The organism is Hymenobacter psoromatis (assembly GCA_001596155.1).
Taxonomy (GTDB): Bacteria; Bacteroidota; Bacteroidia; order Cytophagales; family Hymenobacteraceae; genus Hymenobacter.
Genome location: CP014771.1, coordinates 130,051 through 146,935, shown reverse-complemented (window position 1 = coordinate 146,935; position 16,885 = coordinate 130,051). Strand labels below are relative to the sequence as shown.

Here is a 16,885-nt window from a genome sequence, read left to right as displayed (position 1 = left end):
CTCCCTACCCCCCCTTCTTTTGCACGAAGACTCGTAACTACTTGCCAACCAGCTGCGCGCTGGTTTTCAGAGTGAAGGTCTGGAAGCTGGGGCCACTGTTGCCGCGGCTCATGCCCGCGTAGCCGCCGCGGCCACCACCGTAGCCCCCGCGCCCACCACCGTAGCCGCCACCCATACCGCCGCCGCCGTAGCCGCCACCCATGCCGCCGCCCTGTGGACCCATCACGCTCATGTCGGACTGCGGCTGGCTACCAGCGGGCATTTTGGGCTTTTGGCCGGCAATCCAGACACCGATGGCGGCCGACTGCCCGGCGGCCAGCGCCGGCACGCGCCGATACACGAGGCGCAGCGGCACGGCTAGCTCGTAGATAATATTGTTGCGCTCATCGAGGCCGATGGCGGCCTTCACGCCGAGCTTCGATTCGGAGTCGGTGAGCACGGGCTCCTTGCTGCCGCGGTAATTGAGCAGCTCCATCTCGTGGTCGCCGGCAAGGGCCGTGCGCAGGCGCGCCACGTGCTCGGCCTGGCGCTCGGCGGCGCTGGGTCCCATCGCGCCGGCCGGCCGCTCGGCCGAGGGCTTAAAGGACTTCAAATCAACGGCCAGCGGAAACCGGATACCCAGCTGCTGCTGGTTGCGGCCCGTCGAGTCGAGCCACACCACCATGCCCAGATACACGAGCTTGGCCTGGGTAGGCGCGTCATTGGCCTTGAGGCGCACGTACACCATGCGGTCGTCGTTGAGCACCTGGTACTGCAAATGGCTGTTGGCGTCGTATTGCAGCGAGTCGGTCCAGTCGCTGGCCGAGCCGTCGATGGTGGGCGGCGTGGCCAAGTAGTGGCTGGTGGCTTTGGTGGCTAGCACAGTCTGCTTGCCAGCGTCCGTTTGCGCCGTTTTCTGGGTGGCGCAGGCGCTTAGCAGCGCGGCGGGTACAAGCAGGAGCAGGGAAGGAGACAGACGCATAACGAAGGGGGTAGGAGAAAGCGCAAAGCTACGCGGCAGCCAAGTGTGCAGGATGAACATTTGCAAGTAGAAAGCGGCCAGCAATTGTTTAGTGTATCTTCGCAATCAACCCTGTTATTCTACTCGCTATGACCAAAGAAACCATTCTGGCCGCCGTGCAGGCACTGCCCGAGCCCATAGACTTTAATGAGCTATTGGAGCGACTCATTTTTATAGAGAAAGTGGAAGAGGGTTTGCGTCAGAGCGAAGCTGGCGAAACTATTTCTCAGGAAGAAGTTGAGCGTCGGGTAAAGTCATGGCGCAAGTAAGGTGGACTAATGAGGCAATGGATGACTTGCAAGCCAGCCAAAATTACGCCGAAGCTTATGCCGACCGGCTTACTACGCAACTCATTAAGGCCACCCGCATGTTGGAAAATTTTCCGGAAGCCGGCCGAATGGTACCTGAAGTGGCGCACCCAGCAGTTCGAGAGGTCTTGAAGAATGGCTATCGAATTGTTTACCGTATCGTTTCGCCCGTGCGAATTGATATTCTGCGCATTCATTCTGGTGCGCGGCCAGTAACAGCTCTAGCTCTACAATAACCCTACCCCCTCAAAACCGCGCGTAGCGGCGCTTACGGCGCCAGGCCCGCACCGCGCCAAAGGCGGCTAGCAGCACCAGCGGCGCGCCCAGGTTCAGCAATTGCCACTGCTGGCGCTTGTCGGCGAGCTGCACTTTGTCGAGGGGGCGCAGCGTGATTTGCTTGCCGCGCACGGCGATGAGGCCGGTTTCGTCGAGCAGGTAGTCGGTGGCGTTGAGAATCAGCTCGCGGTTGGCAAACTCGGTACTGGAGAGGCGGTCATAGCCCAGGCGCAGGGGCCGGCCGCTCTTGGGGTCCACGTCGTTGCGCAGGAAATCGCCATCCGAAATCACCAGGATTTTGCTGGGCTGGGCGTTGGGGTTTTGGTCGGGCTGGTACTGCGTGGTGCCCGGCACGGCGCGGTTGGCGAAGAGCGAGCGGAACTTGCCTTCGAGCAGATAACCCACTGGTTGGTAGCTGTTATGGTAGAGCTTGGGATTGGGCTCCAGGCGCGCATCGTTGAAGTTGATGGGCACCGGCGCGGGCAGCACGCGGGTGTAGCGCGAGGTGGTCATGAGCGAGGTTTTGCGCACGCCGGTCGCCTTCACGGTGTCGATGTTGCCCACGAATCTCATGTACACCGCGTCGAGGTTACGCGTTATCGGGTTAGGGCTAAAGCGGTTAATAACGGGATAAAGCTGCCAGGGCAGCGGTTCGATTTTGGGCTTGTCGCCGGTCATGCCCGTCACCAGCGGAATCTGGCCGCAGTTGAGGTCAAGCAATAAATCCGGGTTCAGCCGCACGCCGTAGCGAAAGAAAAGGTCGTCCAGGTTCAGGTCGTAGGGCGTGGCCAGGGCCGCGCCGTTGCGGCTCACGCTGTCGAGGTTCACGCGCAGGGCATTCACGAAAAACAGCGCCCGCCCGCCGTGGGTAATGAATTGGTCGAGCCGGAATTTCTCCAGCTCCGAATACGGGCCGGTGGGCTTGGCGATAACCACGGCGTCGAGGTTGCCGCGCAGGTCCTTTACCTGGTTCAGGTTGACGCGAAACACGTCGTAGTTCTGGCTCCAGGCGGTGAGGATGTCGGCCATTTCCACGTTCGTCAGCTCGCCGTGGCCCGCGATGATGCCCAGCCGGCGCTTGGCCCCGCCGGGCGGCGCCACCTGCCGGATGGTGCTGGCCAGCTCATATTCCAGTCCCTCAATGCTTTGATTGAGGCGCTCCTCGGGGGCGGCCACCTGGCTGCCGCGCAGCAGCAGCACGTTGCGGCTCTGGCCACCGGCCTCCACCACGGCCCAAGGGAAGATAATTTTCTCAATCCGCTTGCCGTTTTCGTTCGCGCCGAGGTTAGTCGGCTTCAAGCCTTTTTTGAAGAGAATTTCGTAGAATTTATTGCGGCCCGCCTCAGTGGGCGCCGCGCTGGGGTCGATGAACACGAAGTTGAGATTGCCACCCGCGTATACCTGCATCTCGGTCAGCGTCTCGCGCACGCCCTGCTCGAGGCGGCGGAACGTGGGCGGAAAATCGCCGGCCAGGTACACCGTAATGGTGACGGGCTTTTTCAAATTACCCAGCAGCTGCTTGGTGGCCGGCGACATGGTGTAGCGTTTTTCCTCCGTCAAATCGAGCCGGAAAAAGAAGCGCTGCGCCACGAAATTGAGGATAAATAGCGCGCCCACGATGAGGGCGAAGCGCAGCAAATCCTGGCCTTTGCGCGAAGAAGCGGGGGTAGGGAGAGCAGTTGTAGTCGGTTCCATGCTTACCAGTTCCGGCTGCGGAGGGCCAGCCGCGTGCCCAGCAGGGCCACGGCAATGACGGTGAGAAAATAGAGCACGTCGCGCGAGTCAATCAGGCCCTTGCTGAGGTCGCGGTAGTGCGCCGCGATGCCAAGCTGGCTCACGTAATAAGCCGGCGCGCCCGCCAGAATGGAGGCCAGCGAATCGAAGCCGGTGTACACCAGAAAGCACGCCACCACGGCCAGCACGAAGGCAATAATCTGGTCGCGGGTGAGGGCCGAAGCCAGCACGCCCAGCGCCGTGAACACCGCCGCCAGCAGCCCCAGCCCCAGGTACGAGCCCACCGTGGCCGCCGAATCGATGTTGCCGGGCGGCGAACCCAGCCGATACACCGAGAAGTAGTAGAGCAGCGTCGGTAGCAGGGCAAAAAGCGCCAGCAGCAGGCAGGCCAGGTACTTACCCCCCACAATCTGCCCATCGGTGAGCGGGCGCGTGAGCAGCAGCTCCATCGTGCCGGCCTTCTTTTCCTCGGCGAAGGTGCGCATGGTGATGGCCGGAATGAGCAGCAAAAACAGCCACGGCGCGAGGTTGAACAGCGATTGCAGGTCAGCGTAACCGTAATCGAGCACGCTGCTGTCGGGGAAAACCCACACGAACAGCCCAGTCGCCACCAGAAACACGCCGATGACGACGTAGGCCACCGGCGAGTTGAGAAAGGCGTTGAATTCTTTTCTTAAAATGGTAAGCATTTACTAGCGCCGCTTGCGCGGATTTGTCATGCTGAGCTTGCCGAAGCATCTCGCTCGCATCGTTGCTGACGATTAGAGTTTACTGCTGCACGCGAGATGCTTCGACAAGCTCAGCATGACGTTCTTTTTTAACCAATTATGTATCACTTCGTCAATTCCCCAAACACCGCCTCCAAACTCTGCTGCTCCTGCCGCAGGCCCAGCAGCAGCCAGCCCTGCTCCACGGCCAGGCGCGACACGGCGGCGCGCACGTCGCGGCCGGGGTCGGTGCGGATGAGCACCACGCCCGGCCCAGCGGCCTCTACCCCCCGCACGCCGGGTAGGGCGGCCAGTTGGGCGATAGTTACGGGGCCTTCAAACTCAGCGCGGAGCACGGTTTCGCCGGCGGCACGGGCGGCCAGCTCGGCCACGGGCGCGTCGGCCACGAGCTTGCCCCGGCTGATGATGACGACGCGGGAGCACAGGGCCGTGACTTCGGGCAGAATGTGGGTGCTGAAAATGACCGTTTTATCGGCACCCAGCTCGCGAATGAGCTGGCGGATTTCGCCAATCTGGTTGGGGTCGAGGCCGGTGGTGGGCTCGTCTAGGATGAGTACTTCGGGGTCGTGGACCAGCGCTTGCGCCAAACCCACGCGCTGGCGGTAGCCTTTGCTGAGCGCGCCGATTTGCTTGTTCTGCTCGCGGGTGAGGCCGACTTTTTGCACCAGCTGGGCCACGCGCTGGCGCAATTCCCTACCCCCCAGGCCGTGGACGGAGCCGATAAATTCGAGGTACTCATGCACGTACATGTCGAGGTAGAGCGGGTTGTGCTCGGGCAGGTAACCCACGCGGCGGCGCACGGCCAGGGGGTCCTGCTGCACGTCGAAACCGCCGATGCGCACCGTGCCGGCCGTGGGCGGCAGGTAGCCGAGCGCGATTTTCATGGTCGTGCTCTTGCCCGCGCCATTGGGCCCGAGGAAGCCCACGATTTCGCCCTTCGCCGCCTGGAAGCTGATGTCGTCCACGGCGTTTTGCGCGCCGTAGGTTTTAACTAAATTCTCTACTTCAACCATTTGCTGACTTTCAAAATCGTTTGTCATTGCGAGCGCAACGCAGTGGAGCGCGGCAATCTTTCCTGGTCGTTCGCTTCACTAGATTAGTAATCCTGACGTGAAGGAAAGATTGCCGCGCTCCACTGCGTTGCGCTCGCAAGGACAACCGATTAGCGAACTACTTACTTCACATTTGCCGGGCGCATCTGAATCTCTGAAATCATCGTGGCCTTGGGCGCTTCAAGGGCGTGGACAATGGCAGCGGCAATGTCTTCGGGCTGCATCTTGTGCGGGTCGGGCTCCTGGCCGGGCTCCATGCCGCCGAACCGGGTTTCGACCGAGCCGGGCATGACGCAGGTAACGCGGATGCCGTCGGGCCGCAGCTCCTTAAAGAGCGCGTCGGAGAAGCCGCGCACGGCGTATTTGGTGGCGCAGTAGCCGGCCAGGTTGGCGGTGCCGGCCGTGGCAGCCAGCGAGGCGACGTTGATGATGTGGCCGACGTGCTGCTTTTTCATGGCCGGCAGCACGGCGCGGGTGCAGTAAAACAGGCCGTTGACGTTGGTATCGAACATGGCGTGCCAGTCTTCGGATTTGAAGCCGTCGATGGGGCCAAAAATCCCTACCCCCGCATTATTGACCAACGCGTGAACTTCCGGCCCCAGCTCGCGCAGGGTGTTGGTGAGGGCTTCGGCCACGGCGTGCTCGTCGCGCACATCGCATTCGAAGAACTGGAAAAGGTCGTGACTCAGGCCCTCGGGGGCGGTGCGGCCCCAGCCGGCCACGGCGGCCCCACGGGCCAGCAAAGCCTCGGCCGTGGCGCGACCAATGCCGCTGCTCACGCCCGTAACGATGGCAACTTTCCCACTCAGGTTCATACTTTCAGGTAAAATTTGACGGATGCGACTTCAAATACCGCTACAAAGTAACGCGCTGGCCGGGCTGCGCCGGGCGGCGGCCCTGCTGGCCGGCGGCCTGGCGCTGGCTGCCTGCGGGGCGGGCCACGACACGGACTGCCTCAAGAGCAACGGCAGCGTGACCACGCAGCGCCGCGCCATCACGCGCGGCCTCACGGACATTGTGCTCTACGACAACGTGGATGTGACCATCGTGCCCGACACGGCGACCTACGCTGAAGTGCGGGCCGGCGAAAACGTGATTGATGACATCACATTCGAGTACCAGGGGCCGAAGCGCCTGCTTATTCGCAACACCAGCCGCTGCAATTGGGTGCGCAGCTACAGCACGCCGCGCGAGGTGCGCCTGCACCTGCCCTACCTCAAAGATGTGGAGCAGCGCGGCTATGGCCTGGTTACGACCGACGGGCCGTTTCGGCAGGATACGCTGTTCGTGCATTCGTCAGGCACCGGCGATATCAACCTGAATGTTAATTGCGTGTACTTGTTTATTGATATTTACGACGCGGGCGACATGACCTTACAGGGCACGGCCGAGGATTTTCACCCCAACCTGGGCAGCAACGGCTTTCTCTTCGCCAGCGCCCTCATCACGCGCTTCTGCTACTTCCACACCTACCCCTCCTGGATTGGCGATGCCCACGTGCGGGCCAACCAGAATATCGGCGGCGTGCTCGATGGCACGGGCACGTTTTATTATTCCGGTAATCCGGGGCTGGTTGACCCGCAGGGCAAGAACCCCAGCCACTTGGTGAAGGAATGAGGGAGTAGGGAATGTGCGCTAAGCTTTAGCTTGCCGTTTTAGCATTCACAAACTACCGGCGGCAGGCTGAAGCCTACCCTACACTTCCCGGCAAGCCAAAGCTTACCGCACATCTTCTAAATATCACCTAATTGGGGGCGAATAAGTAGTTCCTCGACCACGGCGTGGGGCGAAAGCTGGTAGGCGCTGAGCACGGCCTGGGCCACGTCGGCGGGGTCGATGAAGCGCTCGGGGGGCAGCCCTACCCCCTCCCAGCTGCGGGTGAGGGTGGCACCGGGCAGCACGGCCGTCACGCGCAAGCCCTGGGCTTTCACTTCTTCGCGCAGGGTTTTGGTGTAGCCGAGTAGCGCGAATTTGGCCACGCCGTAGGAGCCGCCGTTGGGGTAGGGCATGATGCTGGCCGTGGAGCAGATGGTGAAAATGTGGCCCCTACCCTGCCCTAGCAGCGTGGGCAGCAGCGCGCGCGTCACGTCGTAGGCGCTTAATAAATTCACATTCAGCATGTCGCGCAGCCGCGAGCCGTCGGCGGGCTCATCCTGGAAGCGGCCGGGCACATAGGCCCCGGCGTTGTTGATGAGCGCGCCCAGCGGCTGGCCCAGCGCCAGCACGAACGCGGCAAAGCGCTGGCAGTCGGCGGGCTGGCTCAGGTCGGCGGGCAGGGTGTGCAGGGGCCGGCCGGGGCAGGCCCCTGCCAGGGCCGCTAAATCTTCGGGCCGGCGGGCGCAGGTGGCCACGCTAAACCCGGCGGCTAAAAAACTCAGTACCAGGGCCCGCCCGATGCCCTGGCTACCCCCCGTTATCGCGATTAACTCCGTTGTTGAGGCCACTCTTTTCTACCTTTATACGTATGACGCGCAAAGATGCCCGGCCGCGGCGGTTTATAGGGCGTCCGGCCGGTTTTCGATGGTCCTTTTTTCTACTTATATGCTAAAAACTTTCGGCTCCTTCGTTCTATTTCTCTACAACATGATGACCCGCACCGAGCGGTTCAAGATATTGTGGAAACGCTTCTTCGAAGAAGCCACGCTCATTGGGGTCAACTCCGTCTTTGTCGTGGGTCTGGTTGCGACTTTCATCGGGGCCGTAACCTGCGTCCAGATTGCCTACAACCTAACCAACCCGCTCATCCCGAAGTCCACCATCGGCTATATGGTGCGCGAGATGACGATTCTGGAGCTGGCACCCACGATTACCAGCATTGTGCTGGCGGGCAAAGTGGGCTCGGCTATCGCGGGCGGCCTGGGCACGATGCGCATTACGGAGCAGATTTCGGCGCTGGAGGTAATGGGTATTAATTCGACTTCCTACCTCGTCCTACCCCGCATTCTGGCGGCCATGTTCATGTTTCCGCTGCTGGTGATTCTGGCAATGGCGCTCAGCATTTTGGGTGGCTACCTGGCCGGCACGCTGTCGGGCGTAATGGCCCCGCAGGACTATATTGAGGGCATTCGCACCGATTTTATTCCCTATAATATTTACTTCGCCCTTATCAAGGCCGTGGTTTTTGCCTTCCTGGTGTCGGGCATTTCGGCCTACAAAGGCTTTTACACCGAAGGCGGTGCGTTGGAAGTAGGCGCGGCCAGCACGTCCGCCGTCACCAACTCCATCATCGCCATTCTGCTGGCCGACTACGCGCTGGCGGCCATACTTTTATAGTCAATGGGTGGATGGGTGAGTGAGTGAATGAGTGAAGCGTCCTAATACGCCCTATAGCATTCACCCATTCACTCATTTATCCATTCACCCCTTGTGAAGTTATGATTGAAATATCCAACATCGAAAAATCATTCGACGGCAACCAGGTGCTGAAAGGCATTAGCTGCACGCTCGAAACAGGCAAGTGCAATTTGCTGCTCGGCGGCTCGGGCACGGGCAAAAGCGTGCTGCTTTCGTGCATTGTGGGGCTGATGAAGCCCGACATTGGCTCTATCACCTTCGACGGGACGGTATTTACCAATAATAAGGTGGACATCCGGCAGGAAATCCGGCGCAAAATCGGGATGCTGTTTCAGGGTTCGGCCTTGTTCGACTCGATGACGGTGGCCAAGAACGTGGAGTTTCCGCTGCAAATGCTGACGCCCGACATGACCCTGGAGGAGCGCCGCGACCGCGTGGAGTTTTGCCTCAAGCGCGTGGGGCTCGAAAACGCGGCCAACAAGATGCCCTCCGAGATTTCGGGCGGCATGAAGAAGCGCGTGGGCATTGCCCGCGCCATCGCGCCCAATTGCAAGTACCTGTTTTGCGACGAGCCCAACTCGGGCCTCGACCCGGCCACGAGCATCAAGATTGACGAATTGATTTCGGAAATCACCCACGAATACGACATTACTACTGCCATCATTACCCACGACATGAACTCGGTGGTGGGTATTGGCGACCACATTATTTTCCTGCACCAGGGCAAAAAGCTGTGGGACGGCAACAAGGATGAGATTTTGAACGCCGAAGTGCCGGAGCTGCGCGAGTTTATTTTCAGCTCGTCGCTGGTGCGGGCCGCCAAGCGCATCGAGCAGGAAGACGGCCCCCACGGCCTGGAGCACCTGGCCGCCGAGCCGCTATCGGATTTGTAAGATTTTTTAGCTGTTGGCTTCTGAAGAGAAGAAAGGCCGTCATGCTGAGCTTGTCAAAGCATCTCTACCGCGTAAGTAATCCCAACGTCAGGAGTTACTTACGCGGTAGAGATGCTTCGACAAGCTCAGCATGACGGCCTTTATTTTTACTGAAAACCAAATAGCTAACCGCTTATTTACTACCAAACAGCAGCTTCAAATAAAATCTGGGCTGCTTGAGGCGTTCGCGCAGGTCAATATCCAGAAACATCTGCGAGAGGGTTTCGGCCAGCGTGGGGTTGTGGGCGGCGCGATTGGCCACGAAGTTGAACAGGCCCGGCCAGCGCACCAGGCGCTGCAGGTAGGTGCTCAGGCGCAGCTCCTGACCCAGGCGGCGGTACACGGCCGCGTCGTAGCCCAGTAGAAACCTGGCCGAAAAATCCTGCGTCGCCAGCGCCCGGCCGGCCCAGTCGGCGGCGTGGCGGCCGCTGACCATCGCGTGGCTGATGCCCTCGCCCGAAAACGGGTCGATGAGCGAGCCCGCGTCGCCGAGCAGCAGGTAATTATCGCCGGAAATTACCCGGCGCTTGGAGCCCAGCGGCAGGCCCCAGCCGCGCACCGGCCCCTGGCGCTCGGCCGCCGCGAAGCGCTCGCGGAAGGCGGGGTGCGTAGTGAGCAGATGCTGAAACTTCTCGCGCAGGTTCACGCGGTGCCTGGCCACGTCCTTGGTCAGCATTCCTACCCCCACGTTAGCCTCGCCATTGGCCATCGGAAACACCCAGAGGTAGCCGGGCAGCAGCTCGGGCAGGAAATGCAGCTCCACGTGGTGCTGCGGGTGCAGGCCGCGCACGCCGCGGTAGTAGGCCCGCAGGCCGGCGCAGTGGTGGGCGGGCTCCAGCGGGTGGCCCGCCACCTTGCGCGCAAACTCCGACTGCGCCCCGCTGGCGGCTAGCAGCAGCCGGCACTGCGCCACTTCCCTACCCTCTTTGTCGAAGAGCTGCCAGCCGGTGGCGGTGCGCTCGGTGCGGGCTACGTCGCAATTTTCGCGGAACTCGATGAGCGGCTGCTGGCGCACCTCCTCCACGAGCATATTGTCGAAATCGAGGCGCTTGAGCACATAGCCGTCGGGCGGGCGGGCGGCAGTGCTGTCGCCGGGCCGGAAGGGCACGCTCACCTCGCGACCGTTGGGGGCGAAAAAATTGATGCCCGCGCTGGCGCTGCCGGTGCCCAGCGCCCGCAGGCGCTCCAGCAGCGGGCCGCCCAGGTGGCGCAGCTCGGCCAGCACCTTGCCGCTGAGCGCGTCGCCGCAGACTTTATCGCGCGGAAACGTGGCGCGGTCCAGCAGCAGGCAGGGTTGGCCGGCGCGGGCCAGGTGCAGCGCCGCCAGCGCCCCGCCGGGCCCCGCGCCCAGAATACAGATGTCGGACATGGTAGGGTAAAGGTTAGCTTGCCGGAAGTAGTTCGGCGAGACTTTCGGCTCAAAGAACGGCAAGCTAACCCTTACCCTACGCTACTTTCGCCCCATGAATCAAACTCTCGCCGGAAAAGTCGCCCTCATCACCGGGGCCTCGAAGGGCATTGGCCGCGCCATTGCCACGTTGTTTGCCCAGCAGGGCGCGCAGGTAGCGTTCACCTATTTATCGTCGGTCGAAAAAGGTCAGGCGCTGGAAGCCGAGCTAAGCGCTCACGGCACCAAAGTCAAGGGCTACCGCTCCGACGCCGCCGACTTCGCCCAAGCCGAAAAGCTGGTCGATGACGTGGTGGCCGAGTTCGGCAAGCTCGATATCGTGGTCAACAACGCGGGCATTACGCAGGACGGCCTGCTCATGCGCATGAGCGAGGCGCAGTGGGACAACGTGCTCAACGTAAACTTAAAATCGGTTTTCAACCTCACCAAGGCCGCCACCAAGCCCATGATGCGCGCCAAAGCCGGCAGCATTATTAATATGACTTCGGTGGTGGGCATCAAGGGCAACGCCGGGCAGGCCAACTACGCCGCCAGCAAGGCCGGCATCATCGGCTTCACCAAGTCGGTGGCCCTGGAGCTGGGCTCGCGCAATATCCGCTGCAACGCCATCGCCCCCGGCTTCATCGAAACCGAGATGACCGACGCCCTCGACCCCAAGCAGGTGGAGGAGTGGCGCAAAGCCATCCCGCTCCGGCGCGGTGGCTCGCCGGAGGATGTGGCCAAAGCCACGGCGTTTCTGGCCTCGGATGACTCGGCGTATATCACCGGGCAGGTGCTGCAAGTGGATGGCGGAATGCTGACGTAAGAATTATGGCTACGCCGGAAGAACACGCCGCGCACGATGCTGCCGCTGAAAAGAAAATAATCGGCGACGTAGAAAAATATGGGTTTCACGTCGTTCAGATTAAGGGCGACGGCTATTCGTCCAGCTTTGCCTACACGATTGGGTTGTATAGAACCTACGGCTACCCCGAGCTTATCTGCTTCGGCCTGAATCTGGATTTACTGCACTCGGTACTTTGGTCAGGCAAGGAATTGCTGGATAAGCAGCCCGCGCCTGACCTAAGCCTTGGATATCCCGATTTTATAGGCGACTACGATGTGCGGTTGCTGCCCGTGGCTAAGGAGTGGTACGACGACTATTTTGGCTATGGCATCTGGTTCAATCAAGGCCGGGATTTTCCGGCGCTGCAAATAGTCTGGCCGGATATGCAGGCGCTGTTTCCTTGGGAAGAAGGCTTCAACCCTAACTGGAAAGCTGGGCAGCCTTTGCTTGACCGCAACCTGGATTTTAAATTTCGAGAGGAGCGAAACATAGCAGTTTTTACTACCCGGCAGGTTTTAGAAGGCTCATCCATTTTGCGTGTCATTCACGAAGCCGATGGCGACTGGCAATTTTTGTGTGACACCAGCTATGACATTGATGACCTAAAAGTGGTGAGGTTGGATGAGATAGTAAAACGCGACCCGACAGTCAACGAATTGTTTCAGCTTAATTACGGCTGGCAGGCCCGGCGAATAGTTGAAGCCGCTGAGTGGCAAAAAGAGGAGCACGAATCAACAGAAGAGGACGAGGAAGAAGAAACCGACGATTAATATGTCGCTACCAGGTAAGCTAGTATTCTCATTGTTCTTGGTGGTTGGCGCGGCCAGCCTACTCGCCTACCCCCGCCTGTCCGCCAAACTCCACCACTGGCAGGCGGCCCGGCAGGCTACGGCCGTCGTAGCAACGCTGGCCGCTACGCTGCACGAAGGCGACCTCATTTTTCACACCTCCCAATCGGCGCAAAGCCGGGCCATTCAGCTGGCTACGCACTCGCCGTACAGCCACTGCGGGCTGCTTTACAAAACCAATGGCGAGTGGCAGGTATTCGAGGCGGTGCAGCCGGTGAAGCTGACGCCGCTTAGTAGCTGGGTGGCACGGGGGCAGGGCGGGCACTTCGTGGTGAAGCGGCTGCGCGACGCGGCAATGGCCCTCACGCCGGCCGCGCTGGCCCGGCTGCGGGCGGCGGGCCAACCACTGCTGGGGCGCGATTACGACCTGGCCTTCAACTGGTCGGACGAGCAGATTTATTGCTCCGAGCTGATTTGGAAGGTGTACGACCGGGGGCTGCACCGGCAGCTGGGGCGGTTGCAGCAGCTGCGCGACTTCGACCTGACGAATCCCGCCGTGCGGGCCAAGCTGCGCGAGCGCTACGGCAACCGGCTGCCGCTGGATGAGCCGGTTATTTCGCCGGCTAGCGTGTTTAATAGCGCGGAGCTGGTGATGGTGGTTAGCCGGTAGCGCGGTTGCGAAATTAGTATTTACGCGCGGCTGCTTAGCCTGCGCCCAGCAGGGCGGCCAGCCCGGCGGATTCGCTTTCCAACGCGGCTAGGCGCAGGCGCAGCAGGTGGTAGCGCGCGGCCGCTTCGCTGTCGAGGTCGGCGGCGGCTTGCTCTTGGCGGCGCAGCAGCCAGGCGCGGGCGCGCTCGTCTTCGGCCGTGGCCAGGAGGGGAGGTAAGGCCTGCTGCCAGCGGCGGGCGCTGGTTAGCATGGTGGTGAGGGCCGCCAACTCGCGGCGCAGCTGGCGGGCCTGGTGCTGGCACTGGTCCAGGCGGGCGGCCAGCGGGGCGGCAGCGGGCGGGGCCAGGTGGGCGGCGGGCTCTTCGGCATCGGGAGGCGCAGCGGGGTCGGGCAGGGCGTGTAGCAGGGGCAGCAGGCGCGCAATCACGGCCGCGCTGAGGCTGCGGTGGCCAGCTTCGAGGCGACTGAGCTGCGCCGGAGTCACGCGCAGAAAGGAGGCCAGCGTGTCTTGCGGAAGCCCGAAATGGCGGCGCAGCACGGCCAGCGGCGAGGAAGAGTAAGCAGCACGACGGGACATGAGGTAAAAGACTTTGGTAAGAATAAAAATCGTTTACAATAATACTTACCAGTGCTGGTAAGTATTATTGTAAACGATTTTTATTCTTACCAAATTGCTGTTTCAGAAAGCCAGGGGGGGCGGGCTGCCGGCTTTTTTCGCCGGCTGTCCGCTCGTCGGGCGCGCCGCTTGTTCTGACGATGAGCGGACAGCCGGCCAAAAAGCCGGCAGCCCGCCCCGTGTCTGAACTCCCCGCGCTTACTCCACCCGCGCGCGGTACACTATGAAATGAGGCACGTTGAAGCGGCTGTACCACTCGGTCACGGGCACGCGGCTTTGGGCCAGGTTGCAGTAATAGGAGAAGCCGTCTTTTTCATAGGGTAGGGTGTACACGGCCAGGATGGCGGTGGGGCCGATGGGTAGCTTGAACTCCGTGGCGGGGCTGGTGGGGGCAGCCCCGGTTTGGTCGGGCGAGCGGCGCAGCGGGTGGATATCGAAACGCAGGCTGTAGTTATCGGCTTGGCCGGGCATAGCAGTGAAGGTGCGGGGCAGAGCCGCGCGGGGCAGAATGAAGGTGTTCTCTACTTTATTTTCTGCTACTTGACGGGCGTAAATGGTAATCGCCAGGCGGCCCGCCGAGTCGAGGCGGGTAAGACTGGCGTCTGAATCGAGGGACTTTTCGGGGCCGGGCACACCGCGTCGGTATTCTTGCAGCGTGAGGCGCAGGTGGCGGCCGGCCAAGCGGCGGTCGCGCAGCTCCAGGCGGTGCTTTTCGACGTGCAGCACGTGGCCCATCAGCTCAGTGAGGTCGGCGCTTTCGACCCCGTAGCGCAGGCGCACGGTGGTGCTGTCGGGGGGTAGGGCGCGGGTGGCGGGGTTAGGTTTAGCCACAGGTAAAATCGGCGCGTGGACAAGGACCAATAGCCCAAACGGGAGGGTGGCAAGCAGCAGTTTCATGGAGCAGAAAGGGGTAGGGTGAATGACGAATACAAAGCACGCCGTGCCATTTCCCCGAATGCGTTAACGCCCGTTAAGCAGTGTTAACGAGTGTTAAAATTGACCAGAGCCCGCCGCCCTACCCCTACCTTGGCGGCATGAAAAGGCGCATCTGGCTGGCCACGGGACTACTGCTGCTGGCAGCGCTGGGCGTGCTGGCTTTCCAGGGCTACTGGACGTATCAGACCTATCGGCAGGCAAGCTGGCGGCTGCGGCAAGACAGCCAGGCGGCGCTGGTGGCCGCCACCCAGCAGGCGGTGGCGGCCCAAAACGAGCGCTTGCTAACCCAGTACGCGCGGTGGCTGCAAGACACGACTCACGTGCGCCTGAGCTGCCGCGTGAGCCGTCGCTACGGCACTACGGAATTTCTCATAGCCGGCGTGCCAGCCCGCAGGGATGACCAGACAGCGCTGAGTTTTGAGGACTTCAAACCCCGGCTGGCGCATCTTACCCCGGCTGCTCGGACCTACTTTATCAGGCGTTTCGTGGGCAGCACCGTGCGCGGTGAGCTGGCGCGGGGCTACGTTTATTTTCACACCCAATGGCTGGGCCGGCAGCTCAGCACCGCTATTCAGCGCAGCCGCACTACCCCCGCCGAATTTCGCCAAGTGCTGGCGGCCGAGCTGCGGCGGCGCGGCTTGCCCGCCCTGCCCTTCCGCCTGCGCCTACGGGCCGTGGCCGACCCCGATTCGCTGCGCCCGGCCCCGGCCAGCTACCCGCTGGCGCTGGTGCCGGTGCGCTTTGGCCCGCCCAACAACCGAGTGGCGCAAGTGGCCCAAGTGTGGCTGCCGGCCGCGCCCGGCGTGGTGCGGGGCCAACTGCAAGGCGTGCTGCTGGCTTCGGGGGCGCTGCTGGCGCTGGTGCTGGGCTGCACGGCCTACGCCGTGGGCACCATGCAGCGCCAGAAAAAGCTGGCCGCGCTCAAGGCTGATTTCACCCAAAACATGACCCACGAGCTGAAAACGCCCGTGGCCACGATTCAGCTGGCGGCCGACTCGCTGCGGCATTTCGCGCTCGATGCGGCCACGAGCGCCGAATACGCGGCGCTCATCGGCGAGCAGGCGACGCGGCTGGGCGGGCTCATCGACCGCATTTTGCAGAGCGTGGCCCTGGAGCAGGCCGCCCTACCCCTGCGCCGCCAGCCGGTGGCCTGGGCCGAGCTGGTGGCCGAGCTGGCAGCCCGGCAGCAGCCGCAATTTGCCCAGGCCGGGCGGCAATTATGCTGGCAACAATTGCTGCCCGCTACCGTGCTCGGCGACGCCGCGCACCTCACCAACACCCTGGCCACGCTGCTCGATAACGCCCTCAAATACGGCGGGCAGCGGGTGGATTTGCGCGGCGAATTGCTACCCACCGCCGTGGCGCTGCACCTGTCCGACGACGGCCCCGGCATCGCGGCCGAGTACCAGGCGCGGGTATTCGAGCAGTTTTTTCGGGTGCCGACCGGCGATTTGCACGCCGTGAAGGGCTACGGCCTGGGCCTGCACTACGCCCGGCAAGTGGCCCAGGCGCACGGCGGCACGCTCACGCTGCGCAGCCAGCCGGGGCGCGGGGCCACGTTCCCCTACCCCTGGCCACTTAGCTGATGCTCCATATTCTGATTCTGGAAGATGAGCCGGCCCTGGCCCGCCTGCTCACCGAGGCCCTCACGCGCACCGGCTACGCCGCGACGACCTGCGCCGAAGGCCGCGAAGGGCTCCGCAGCGCGCAGCAAAGCCCGCCCGATTTACTCCTGGTGGATGTGATGCTACCCGGCCTCGACGGCTTCGCGGTGGTGCGCGAGCTGCGCCGCACGCTGCCCGCGCTGCCGGTGTTGTTTCTGACGGCGCGCGGCGCGCCCGCCGACGTGGTGCGGGGCTTCGAGGCCGGCGGCAACGACTACCTCAAAAAGCCCTTTCGCCTGGATGAGTTGCTGCTGCGCGTGCGCGAATTGCTGCGCCGCCAGGCCCCTGCCCCTACCCCCCCCGGCCGAAGTCATCGGGCTGGGCCAGTTCGAGTTTCGGCCGCTGCGGCAGGAGCTGTGGCTGGCCGGGCAGTGCGTGGCCCAGCTGTCGGCCCGCGAAAACGACCTGCTCCTCCTCCTGGTCCAGCACCGCAATGGCGTGCTCGACCGCCGCGCCTGCCTGCGCCAGCTTTGGGGCAATGACGATTTTTTCGCTGCCCGCTCGATGGACGTGTACGTGTCGCGCCTGCGCAAGCGCCTAGCGCGGGACCCAAGTTTGGAAATTCTGAATATTCGCGGCGTGGGGTTCAAGCTGATTACGTAGGGTGCGGGGCTTGCCCCCGCCCGGCGTTGAACGAGATATGCGTGAATCGT

At 62.3% G+C, this 16,885-nt stretch carries 19 protein-coding genes; 10 read left to right on the top strand and 9 right to left on the bottom strand.

Features of this window, described 5'->3' with window-relative positions:
* Positions 1-37 precede the first annotated feature (37 nt).
* Positions 38-1,045: a hypothetical protein gene (locus tag A0257_00660; protein AMR25742.1), complete on the bottom strand. Its 1,008-nt coding sequence runs from the start codon at positions 1,043-1,045 to the stop codon at positions 38-40.
* A gap of 44 nt (positions 1,046-1,089) precedes the next feature.
* Between A0257_00660 and A0257_00655 the strand changes: the two genes are divergently transcribed.
* Positions 1,090-1,269, top strand: a complete 180-nt coding sequence (locus tag A0257_00655; protein AMR25741.1) for a hypothetical protein — start codon at positions 1,090-1,092, stop codon at positions 1,267-1,269.
* Complete coding sequence (locus tag A0257_00650) at positions 1,257-1,544, top strand: hypothetical protein (GenBank protein ID AMR25740.1); 288 nt, start codon at positions 1,257-1,259, stop codon at positions 1,542-1,544. Before A0257_00655 ends, A0257_00650 begins: the two co-directional genes overlap by 13 nt.
* A 10-nt stretch (positions 1,545-1,554) precedes the next feature.
* Here A0257_00650 and A0257_00645 read toward each other — a convergent pair whose 3' ends face one another.
* The 4 genes from A0257_00645 to A0257_00630 form a co-directional block, all read right to left on the bottom strand.
* A complete protein-coding gene (locus A0257_00645) occupies positions 1,555-3,279 on the bottom strand; it encodes a gliding motility-associated ABC transporter substrate-binding protein GldG (GenBank protein ID AMR25739.1) in 1,725 nt (574 codons plus the stop codon).
* A gap of 2 nt (positions 3,280-3,281) precedes the next feature.
* The gene (locus tag A0257_00640; protein ID AMR25738.1) at positions 3,282-4,007 is read right to left on the bottom strand and encodes a gliding motility-associated ABC transporter permease subunit GldF; all 726 of its coding nucleotides are present in this window, start codon (positions 4,005-4,007) and stop codon (positions 3,282-3,284) included.
* 143 nt (positions 4,008-4,150) lie between these two features.
* Positions 4,151-5,059, bottom strand: a complete 909-nt coding sequence (locus tag A0257_00635; GenBank protein ID AMR29570.1) for a gliding motility-associated ABC transporter ATP-binding subunit GldA — start codon at positions 5,057-5,059, stop codon at positions 4,151-4,153.
* A 161-nt stretch (positions 5,060-5,220) separates the two neighbouring features.
* Positions 5,221-5,913, bottom strand: a complete 693-nt coding sequence (locus A0257_00630) for a short-chain dehydrogenase (GenBank protein AMR25737.1) — start codon at positions 5,911-5,913, stop codon at positions 5,221-5,223.
* 22 nt (positions 5,914-5,935) lie between these two features.
* Here A0257_00630 and A0257_00625 point away from each other — a divergent pair, with 22 nt between their 5' ends.
* Complete coding sequence (locus A0257_00625; GenBank protein AMR25736.1) at positions 5,936-6,715, top strand: hypothetical protein; 780 nt, start codon at positions 5,936-5,938, stop codon at positions 6,713-6,715.
* Between the two features lie 116 nt (positions 6,716-6,831).
* Here the strand turns inward: A0257_00625 and A0257_00620 are convergent, their stop codons facing one another.
* The gene (locus tag A0257_00620) at positions 6,832-7,521 is read right to left on the bottom strand and encodes a short-chain dehydrogenase (GenBank protein ID AMR29569.1); all 690 of its coding nucleotides are present in this window, start codon (positions 7,519-7,521) and stop codon (positions 6,832-6,834) included.
* A gap of 118 nt (positions 7,522-7,639) precedes the next feature.
* On the opposite strand from A0257_00620, the gene A0257_00615 reads away from it, so the two are divergent.
* A complete protein-coding gene (locus A0257_00615) occupies positions 7,640-8,371 on the top strand; it encodes an ABC transporter permease (protein AMR25735.1) in 732 nt (243 codons plus the stop codon).
* A 101-nt stretch (positions 8,372-8,472) separates the two neighbouring features.
* Positions 8,473-9,285, top strand: a complete 813-nt coding sequence (locus tag A0257_00610; protein ID AMR25734.1) for an ABC transporter ATP-binding protein — start codon at positions 8,473-8,475, stop codon at positions 9,283-9,285.
* Positions 9,286-9,457: 172 nt separating this feature from the next.
* Here the strand turns inward: A0257_00610 and A0257_00605 are convergent, their stop codons facing one another.
* Positions 9,458-10,693, bottom strand: a complete 1,236-nt coding sequence (locus tag A0257_00605) for a geranylgeranyl reductase (protein AMR25733.1) — start codon at positions 10,691-10,693, stop codon at positions 9,458-9,460.
* Between the two features lie 94 nt (positions 10,694-10,787).
* On the opposite strand from A0257_00605, the gene A0257_00600 reads away from it, so the two are divergent.
* The 3 genes from A0257_00600 to A0257_00590 are packed head-to-tail and all read left to right on the top strand — an operon-like array spanning position 10,788 to position 13,016.
* Positions 10,788-11,537, top strand: coding sequence for a beta-ketoacyl-ACP reductase (locus A0257_00600; GenBank protein ID AMR25732.1), 750 nt, complete (start codon positions 10,788-10,790; stop codon positions 11,535-11,537).
* A 5-nt stretch (positions 11,538-11,542) separates the two neighbouring features.
* Complete coding sequence (locus A0257_00595) at positions 11,543-12,328, top strand: hypothetical protein (protein ID AMR25731.1); 786 nt, start codon at positions 11,543-11,545, stop codon at positions 12,326-12,328.
* A gap of 1 nt (position 12,329) precedes the next feature.
* A complete protein-coding gene (locus A0257_00590) occupies positions 12,330-13,016 on the top strand; it encodes a peptidoglycan peptidase (protein AMR25730.1) in 687 nt (228 codons plus the stop codon).
* Positions 13,017-13,050: 34 nt separating this feature from the next.
* Here the strand turns inward: A0257_00590 and A0257_00585 are convergent, their stop codons facing one another.
* Both A0257_00585 and A0257_00580 read right to left on the bottom strand, forming a co-directional pair.
* A complete protein-coding gene (locus A0257_00585; GenBank protein AMR25729.1) occupies positions 13,051-13,554 on the bottom strand; it encodes a hypothetical protein in 504 nt (167 codons plus the stop codon).
* A gap of 276 nt (positions 13,555-13,830) precedes the next feature.
* Positions 13,831-14,463 (bottom strand): hypothetical protein, encoded by a 633-nt coding sequence (locus A0257_00580; GenBank protein AMR25728.1) that lies wholly within the window; start codon positions 14,461-14,463, stop codon positions 13,831-13,833.
* Positions 14,464-14,666: 203 nt separating this feature from the next.
* Between A0257_00580 and A0257_00575 the strand changes: the two genes are divergently transcribed.
* Complete coding sequence (locus tag A0257_00575) at positions 14,667-16,154, top strand: hypothetical protein (protein AMR25727.1); 1,488 nt, start codon at positions 14,667-14,669, stop codon at positions 16,152-16,154.
* Positions 16,155-16,472: 318 nt separating this feature from the next.
* Entirely contained in the window at positions 16,473-16,835 is a 363-nt protein-coding gene (locus tag A0257_00570; GenBank protein AMR25726.1) for a hypothetical protein, read from the top strand.
* Positions 16,836-16,885: the final 50 nt, after the last annotated feature.